Below are 7,898 nucleotides of genomic sequence, written 5' to 3'. Positions count from 1 at the left end.
GGGCTGGTCGAGGGGCGGCCGGGGATGGGGACGTTCGTACGGCGAGGCGTGGCGGGACCGACGCTCGCCGACCACACCCGGCTGCGGCGCGGCCTGGAGGAGTGGGTGCGCGAGGCCCGGGCGGCCGGGCTCGACCAGGAAGACCTGCGGGCGCTGTTCACCGTGGTCCTGTCCGACACCGTGAGGGCCGGCAGCGCGAAGACCGATACCGCGAAGACCGATACCCCGCAGGCCGGCACCGCGCAGGCCGGCACCGCGAAGGAGGGCGCGGCGTGAGGCCCGCTCTGGAAGTCATCGGGCTCTGCGTGCGCTACCGCCGATCGTGGGCGTTGCGCGACTGCTCGCTGTCCGTCCCCGCCGGGCGCGTGGCCGCGCTCGTCGGCCCGAACGGCGCGGGCAAGACCACGCTCATGCACGCCGCCGTCGGCCTGCTGCGGCCCGCGCGGGGGACTGTCCGGGGGGCCGGCGAGGTGGCGTTCGTGGCGCAGGACAAGCCGCTGTACGACGGCTTCACCGTCGCCGAGACCCTCACCTTCGGCCGCAGGACGAACAACCGCTGGGACGAGCGCGCCGCCCGCGATCGCCTCGGCGGCCTCGGCATCCCGCTGGACCGCAAGGTGGGCGGGCTGTCGGGTGGGCAGCAGGCCCAGGTGGCGCTCACGCTGGCGCTGGCCAAGGAGCCCGACCTGCTCGTGCTGGACGAGCCGCTGGCCAACCTCGACCCCCTCGCCAGGCACGACGTGATGCGCACGATCATGGCGGAGGTGGCCGGGCGGGAGCTGACCGTGCTCCTGTCCTCGCACGTCGTCTCCGACCTGGAGGACACCTGCGACTGGCTCGTCGTGCTGAACGGCGGGCGGCTCCAGGTCAGCGGCGACATCGACGACCTCCTCGCCGGGCACCTCGTCCTGACCGGCCCCGCGGAGCCGGCGGAAGGGCCGGCGGGCGGGGCGACGGTCGTGAGCGCCGGCCTGGAGGGCAGGCAGGCGAGCCTGCTCGTCCGGGGCGAGCCGGTGCTCGACCCGCGCTGGCAGGCGCGACGGCCGGGGCTGGCGGAGCTCGTCATGGGCTACCTGCGCAGCCCCGGGTCCGCCGCGCTGCCAGGACCGGCGGAGGTGGGCGCGTGATCTGGGTGACGTGGCGGCAGCACCGGGCGCAGATCCTCGTGACGGCCGGGTTCCTGGCGCTCTTGGGCCTGCTGATGCTGGTCTCGGCGGTCGAGGCCAAGATGTACGTCGCCGGCCACGCCCCGCCAGGCTGCCCCGGGCCCGCCGTCGCGTGCGCGGACGTCGAGGTGGCGCTGGGCCGCCGGTACGACACGGTCTACACGGTGTTCGGGTGGCTGCCGCTGGTGCTGCCCGCGCTGATCGGGGCGTTCTGGGGGGCGCCGCTGCTCGGCCGCGAGTACGAACGCGGCACCCACCGGCTCGCCTGGACCCAGTCCGTGCCCGTGTGGCGGTGGCTGGCGGTCAAGCTGTCGGTGCTCGGCGGGGCGATCGTGGCGGGCGGGCTGCTGCTGTCGCTGATGGTCAGCCTGTGGCGGCCGGTGTTCAGGGAGGGGATCGACTCCTCGTTCGGGAACATCGGCGTGTTCAACATGGTCGGGGTCTCGCCGCCGGCGTGGTGGCTGTTCGCGTTCGCGCTCGGCACGGCGGCGGGGACATTCTTCCGGCGTACGCTGCCCGCGATGGCGCTGGTCCTGGCCGGAGTGGCGGCGACGATGTCCGTGCTGTTCGGGCTCAGCGACCACTACGCGGAACCGGCGCGCACGGAGCTGACCGGGACGGTGACGATGGCCGATCCCGACGTGCGACTGGTGAGCGCGAGCTGGGTGGCGCCTTCAGGGAGGGAGGTCGCCGAGCCCGGTGCCGCCAGTGGCTGCCCGCGTCGCGTGGACCCGGGCAGGAGCAGCAGGAACGCGGAGGCCTGGCAGCAGTGCCTGTTCGGCAAGGGCTACCGGTACGCGGTGTACTACCACCCGCCCTCCAGGTTCTGGCGCTTCCAATGGACGGAGGCGGGGATCCTGGTGGTCGCGGCGGCGGCGCTCGGCGGGCTCACCGTGCACCGCACCGTCCGCCACACCGCCTGACCGCTCTGGGCCCGCCTTGGACGCCTGGTCCGGCGCGGGTTACGCGAGCAGGCGGGTGAGGACGCGGGTGCCGAATTCGAGGCCCTCCACCGGCACGCGCTCGTCCTTGCCGTGGAACATGCCGAAGTAGTCGAGGTCCGGCCGGAGCATGAGCGGCGCGAAGCCGTACCCCTTGACGCCGATCCTGGCGAAGGACTTGGCGTCGGTGCCGCCCGCCATCACGTACGGGACCGGCCGCGCCATCGGGTCCTCGGCCACCAGCGCCCCGGCCAGCTCGTCGAAGAACGCCGAGGGGTACGGCGCGGCCGGCGCGTCCTCCAGGTTGACGAACTCGCGGGTGATCTTCGGCCCGAGCAGTTCGTCGATCGTCTCCAGGAACTCCTCCCGCAGGCCCGGCAGGTAGCGCCCGTCCACGTGCGCCCCTGCCGTCGACGGGACCACGTTGACCTTGTAGCCGGCGTCCAGCATCGTCGGGTTCGCCGAGTTGCGGATCTGGCCCTTGAACAGGCTGCCCAGCGGGCCGAGCCGGGCCGCCTCCGCGTCCAGCCGGTCGAGGTCGATCGGCTTGCCGGTGATCTCCGACAGGCTCTGGATGAGCGCGGCGACCGACGGCGTCAGGCGTACCGGCCACTGGTGGGCGGCCACCCGCGACAGGGCGTGCGCCAGCGTCGCGACCGGGTTGTCCACGGCGGGGCGGGAGCCGTGGCCGGCCACGCCGTGCGCGGTGAGCCTCATCCAGGCGGTGCCGCGCTCGCCCACCGCGATCGGGTAGACGCGGTGCCCGCCCGAGGCCACGCTGAAGCCGCCGGACTCGCTGATCGCCTCCGTCACGCCGTCGAACAGCTCCCGGTGCTCGGTCACCGCGTGCCGCGAGCCGTACTCGCCCGTCGCCTCCTCGTCCGCGAGGAACGCCAGCACCAGGTCACGCTTGGGACGTACGCCCCGGGTGACGAGGTCGACGACGGTCGCGAGCGTCATCGCGCACGCGCCCTTCATGTCGATCGCGCCGCGACCGTACACGCAGCCGTCCACGATCTCCCCGGAGAACGGGTGCATCCGCCACTCGGCCGGGTCGGCGGGGACCACGTCGAGGTGGCCGTGCACGAGCAGCGCGTCGGGGGAGTCGCCGTCGATCCTCGCCACGACGGTGGTCCGCTTCGGCGCCGACTCGAACACCACCGGGTCGAGCCCCGCGTCGGCCAGCAGCGTGGCGACGTACTCGGCCGCCGGGCGCTCGCCTGAGCCTGGGTTGGTGGTGTCGAACCTGATCAGATCCGAGCAGATCTCGGCAACGCTCTTCACGCTCTCCCCTTCAGGGTCAACGGCGGCACCTCGGGCGTCTCCATGTCGAAGATCAGCCCGTAGAAGGCCAGCTCGGCTTCCAGCACCGCGACGATGGTCTCTTCCCTGCGCCAGCCGTGCTGCTCGCCGGGGAAGGTGAGCAACGCCCACTCCTTGCCGTGTTTTTCCAGTTCGGCGGTGAACCGCTCGGCCTGGCCCACGTCCACGATCGCGTCCTCCAGGCCGTGCAGCATGAGGCACGGGCCGGACGCGCGGAAGGCGTTCAGCAGCGGCGAGCGCTCGGTGTAGCGCTGCCGCGTCTCCGGCAGCGGGCCCACCAGGCCGTCCAGGTAGCGGGACTCGAAGTCGTGCGTCTCGGCCGCCCAGCTCTCCGGGTCGGTGATCGCGTAATGGGCGACACCGCCCGCGAACACGTCGCTGTGCACGAGCGCGGCCACCGTCGTCCAGCCGCCGGCGCTGCCGCCCCGGATGGCGAGCTTCGCGGCGTCCGCCCGGCCCAGCTCGACGAGACCGCGCGCCACCCTGGCGCAGTCCTGCACGTCCACCACGCCCCACTGGTCGCGCAGCCGCTCCCGGTAGGCGCGGCCGTAGCCCGTCGAGCCGCCGTAGTTGACGACGGCCACGCCGATTCCACGACTGGTGAAGTACGCGATCTCCAGGTCCAGCATGATCGGCAGGTTGCCGGTCGGGCCGCCGTGCACGAAGATCACGTACGGTGCGGGGCCGGTGACCCGGGCCGGCGGGTAGAGGTGGGCGTGCACGCCCTCGATCGTCAGGGCCTCAGGCGTGGGCAGCAGGTCTCGCGCCGGCAGCGGCTTCCTGGCCGAGACGACCTCCGCGGCGCCGTCACCGAGATCGACCAGTGTCACCTCCAGCGGCGTGTACGGCGTCGCCCCCACGGCCGCCGCCTTGCCGCCCGCCACGGACACGGTCGATGACCAGTGGGTGGCCGCCCCGCCGATCTCCCGCAGCTCCCCGGTCTCCGGGCCGAGCACGCCGAGTCGGCGGTGGTCGGCCGTGCCGTAGACGACGACCAGCCGGCCGTCCTCCGCGACGGCCAGGCACGTCAGGCCCGGCTTCCACGCCGCGGCGCCGAACTCCAGCTCCATCGGGGTCAGGTTGCGTCCGGGGGAGCCGTCCAGGGGGACGAGGTGGACGTTCCACCAGCCGGTGGGGTCGGTCACCGCGTAGAGCGTCGCGTCGTCGCGCCACTCCGCCTGCGCCACCGACTCCCTGGGGCCGCCCGCGACCACCCGGTACGGCCCCGCCGTGCCGTCCTCGCCCAGCGGGGCCACGCACAGCTCGGTGCCGTCCCAGGGCATGTTCGGGTGCTCCCAGCCGATCCAGGCGACATTGCGCCCGTCAGGCGAAATACGGGGATTCATCAGGAAATGGTGGGCTTTGGTGATGACCCTGAGCGGGCCCCCGTCCAGCGGCACCGCCACCAGATCCCGCACGTCCTCGATCTCCCGCACCGCCCACACCTCGTCCCGGCCGGGCGGCAGGTACAGGTCCGCGTACCGGGACGGGCCCTCCGGGGTGAGCGGCACGATCGACGGGCCGTCCAGGCGGTACAGGCGCTGGTCTGCCCAGTTGGTGAACACCAGACCGCCGCCGGGCAGGGGGCGCCAGGAGCGGCCGCCGTACTCGATCACCCGGTTGCGCGCGTTCCAGCCGGGAGGCAGGACGTCGGTGCGGGAGCCGTCCGGCAGGCGGCGCACCACGCAGCGCCTGCCGCCCTCGTGCGGGCGCGGCTCGTCCCACCAGACCTCGACACCGGCGGGCGTGGCCACCGCCTCCACCCACTGGGGGCCGCCGTCGGTACGGGCCACGTCGATCGGTCGAATGCTCATCAACTCACCAATTGCCGTTGGTACACGAAGGAAGGGGATGCTCGGGCGGATGCAGGATGTACGCGATGCCGCCGCTGCCCGAGCTCCTGAGCCACACGTTCTCGAACGCCGCCCGCGGATACACCCGGCGTACCTCGTCCGCGGCAGGCGCCGCGGGGTCGTTCACGATCACGTCGCCCGCGGCGGTGAAGCCGGTGACCACGAGGATGTGACCGTTGGTGGAGTAGCAGGAGCCGGGTAACTCGTGCGCCTTGAACGACTGCGACGTGATCACCGGGATCCCGGCCCTGGCGAAGCGCTCCAGCTCCACCGCCGACCGCAGCCGCGTCACGAACCCGGCCAGTCCGTAGCGGCCGGCGTACGCCACGTTGAACGGCCAGTTGCCGGTGCCCTGGTAGCTCTCGTCGTACGCGCCCATGGCCGCGTGGTCGACCATCGGCGCCGGGTCGTCGTCGCCCACCCAGGCCAGCTCGCCGGGGTCCGGGCCGCGGCCCCAGTAACCGAGCACCATGGCCACCGAGGCGGGGCTGCACCAGTTGGCGCCGCCGCCGTCCCACCTCGGGTGGTGCCCGGCGTGCGCGTGCTGCGAGTGCCTGGGCACGGCCAGCTCCACGGGCTCCGCGCCGCTGGGGGCGCTCGGCGCGATCGGCTGCCGGGGCAGCGCCGAGGCCAGCACGCCGAGGCCGCTCACGCTGGCGCCCGCGCCGTGCCAGGCGACCCGCACCTGGTACGCCACCACCGGCCGCCTGGCCACGAACGTGTCCACCGCCACGTCTCCATCCTCGTCGCCCTGGCCGGGGACCGATGTGCGGGGGTCGCCGTGCTCGGACCAGCGGCCCATCACGTACCACTTCGTCCGGTCACCCGACGCCGTCCTGGCCCGGAGCGAGACCTCGATCCACGCGCCGGGCGGCGTGCGGGCGATCCAGGAGGGCACGAGTTGCGTGGCGGCGAAACCGATCTCGTGCTCGTCACCGGTCCACACGACCTCCGCGCCGTCTCCCGCACCCTTTCCCGGGCCTGTGCCTGTGCCGCTCGCGAGGCCGCTTGTCCGGCCACTCGCTGGGCTGATCGCCGGGTCGCTCGTCACGATGTTCGCCGGGCCGATCGTCGGGCCGTTCGCGGGCACGGCGAAGCGCGTGAAGGCGACGCGGGCCAGATCGACGGTGAGCACCAGACACATTGTGGTTTCGCACTCCATGTCACGCATCGGATGGTTTACGTACCAGCCCCGATTGTGTCAGTGATGATCTCTATGGTTCGGGGCATGACTCAAGCGGTACAGGCATACTCCTACGCCGGGCCCTCCACCCTCGACGGAGGCAGGCTCGGCCTCTCGACCTCGGGTGGCACGGCCTTATCCGGCCCGCGCACCCATCCCAGATTCTTCAGCGGCCTGCTCTCCCAGGCGGCCCCCGCCGCGGCCGGGCTGCTGGCCGTGGCCGACGTCGCGCGCACCCGCTACCACCAACCCCGGCCGGGCTGGACCCGTGACCCGGTGGTGACGTGCGACGGCGGGCGGCTCAGGTTCGAGTCGTTCTCGGCCTGCGGCGGCGTCTACGCCCGGCTCGACGTCTTCGAGCTCGACGGCGAGGTGCTGGACCGGGGCACCACCAACGTCGACGTCAACGGCCCGCTCCGCGAGGCGCTGGCGAGGGTGGGCGGCCGGGATCCGCTCCACCTCGGGGTCGGTCCCGACGAGCTGACGGTCACCACGCTCGACGGCGCGGTCGTCGAGAAGAAGGTGCCGCTGCCGGCGCGGTGGTTGCGCGGGTTCGCCGAGGTGCAGGTGATCGCGTCCCGGTTCGATCTGCGGGGCGAGGTGGCCGGGCCGCACGCCGTACGCTTCCTGCGCTCACTGCCGCGCGCCGCCCGCGCCACCGTGTGGGCCGTCCAGGCGGGCCGCGACCTGCGGGTCTCGGCCGGTCCCTTGCCCGGCGGCGTCTGCCTGTCGGGCGCCGGCCGGGTCGCCACGCTGCTGCCGCTGCTCCGCTTCGCCAAGGCGCTGCGCGTCTACGGTCCCGCCGACGGGTCGTCCACGGCCGGCGCGTGGGAGCTGGAGCTGCCGGGCATGCGCTACACCCTGGCCATCTCACCCGAGCCGTGGCGCGGCTTCTCCGGCGAGGGGGCGGTGCTCGCCGACCTGGCCACCGACGAGGCAGCGGGCGACGCCGACGTGGTCGGCATGCTGCTCAACTTCGAGCCCACCGTCGAGCTGGGCCTGCTCGCCGACCGCTCCGGCCTGTCCCCCGAGCGCGTACGCGCCGCGCTCACCCAGCTCGGGACCGCCGGTCGGGTCGGCTACGACCTGCACGAGGCGGCCCACTTCCATCGGGAGCTGCCCTACGACCGGGACCAGGTGGCCGAGCTCAACCCCCGGCTCACGGCGGCCCGCGCGCTGGCCGGCTCCGGGGCCGTACACCTGCTGTCCGGCGCCGAGGCCGAAGTGACCACGGATGGCGGGGTGCGGCGGGTGCGCATCGCCGAGGGCGAGTGCACCTGCCCCTGGTGGTTCGACCACCAGGGGTCACGCGGGCCCTGCAAGCACGTCCTGGCGGCCCGGATCGCGGCCCGAGTCGCCGTCGAGGTGACCACATGACCACCGGTGGTGCCGGGTCCTCGGCGGAAGGCGACGGGCACGGGGGCTCGGTGGG

General features: G+C 73.5%; 6 protein-coding genes and 1 pseudogene. 4 read left to right on the top strand and 3 right to left on the bottom strand.

Annotation, left to right across the window (positions count from 1 at the left end; all coding sequences use genetic code 11):
• From ITP53_RS52235 to ITP53_RS52225, 3 genes and pseudogenes are all read left to right on the top strand, one after another.
• Window positions 1–276 (top strand): annotated as a pseudogene (locus ITP53_RS52235) (hypothetical protein); the annotation flags it as partial.
• Window positions 273–1,127, top strand: coding sequence for an ABC transporter ATP-binding protein (locus ITP53_RS52230; protein ID WP_195902939.1), 855 nt, complete (start codon window positions 273–275; stop codon window positions 1,125–1,127). The pseudogene ITP53_RS52235 and the gene ITP53_RS52230, both read left to right, overlap by 4 nt.
• Window positions 1,124–2,089 (top strand): ABC transporter permease, encoded by a 966-nt coding sequence (locus ITP53_RS52225; protein WP_195902938.1) that lies wholly within the window; start codon window positions 1,124–1,126, stop codon window positions 2,087–2,089. Before ITP53_RS52230 ends, ITP53_RS52225 begins: the two co-directional genes overlap by 4 nt.
• Before the next feature lie 39 nt (window positions 2,090–2,128).
• Here ITP53_RS52225 and ITP53_RS52220 read toward each other — a convergent pair whose 3' ends face one another.
• The 3 genes from ITP53_RS52220 to ITP53_RS52210 are packed head-to-tail and all read right to left on the bottom strand — an operon-like array spanning window position 2,129 to window position 6,418.
• Entirely contained in the window at window positions 2,129–3,391 is a 1,263-nt protein-coding gene (locus ITP53_RS52220; protein WP_195902937.1) for a M20/M25/M40 family metallo-hydrolase, read from the bottom strand.
• Entirely contained in the window at window positions 3,388–5,244 is a 1,857-nt protein-coding gene (locus ITP53_RS52215) for a dipeptidyl-peptidase 5 (RefSeq protein WP_195902936.1), read from the bottom strand. Before ITP53_RS52215 ends, ITP53_RS52220 begins: the two co-directional genes overlap by 4 nt.
• 4 nt (window positions 5,245–5,248) lie before the next feature.
• Window positions 5,249–6,418, bottom strand: coding sequence for a C39 family peptidase (locus ITP53_RS52210; RefSeq protein ID WP_407941409.1), 1,170 nt, complete (start codon window positions 6,416–6,418; stop codon window positions 5,249–5,251).
• A gap of 93 nt (window positions 6,419–6,511) precedes the next feature.
• On the opposite strand from ITP53_RS52210, the gene ITP53_RS52205 reads away from it, so the two are divergent.
• Entirely contained in the window at window positions 6,512–7,843 is a 1,332-nt protein-coding gene (locus ITP53_RS52205) for an SWIM zinc finger family protein (RefSeq protein ID WP_195902934.1), read from the top strand.
• Window positions 7,844–7,898: the final 55 nt, after the last annotated feature.

Origin of the sequence: Nonomuraea cypriaca (genome assembly GCF_015645445.1) — a bacterium.
GTDB classification, from domain to species: Bacteria; Actinomycetota; Actinomycetes; order Streptosporangiales; family Streptosporangiaceae; genus Nonomuraea; species Nonomuraea cypriaca.
Note: the sequence above shows the minus strand (reverse complement) of the source record. Positions and strands in the feature narration are given on the sequence as shown.

Bases quoted from the DNA above. Each gene is read 5' to 3' on its own strand.
- ITP53_RS52205 (WP_195902934.1), top strand. From the start codon at position 6,512: ATGACTCAAGCGGTACAGGCATACTCCTACGCCGGGCCCTCCACCCTC.
- ITP53_RS52215 (WP_195902936.1), bottom strand. From the start codon at position 5,244: ATGAGCATTCGACCGATCGACGTGGCCCGTACCGACGGCGGCCCCCAG.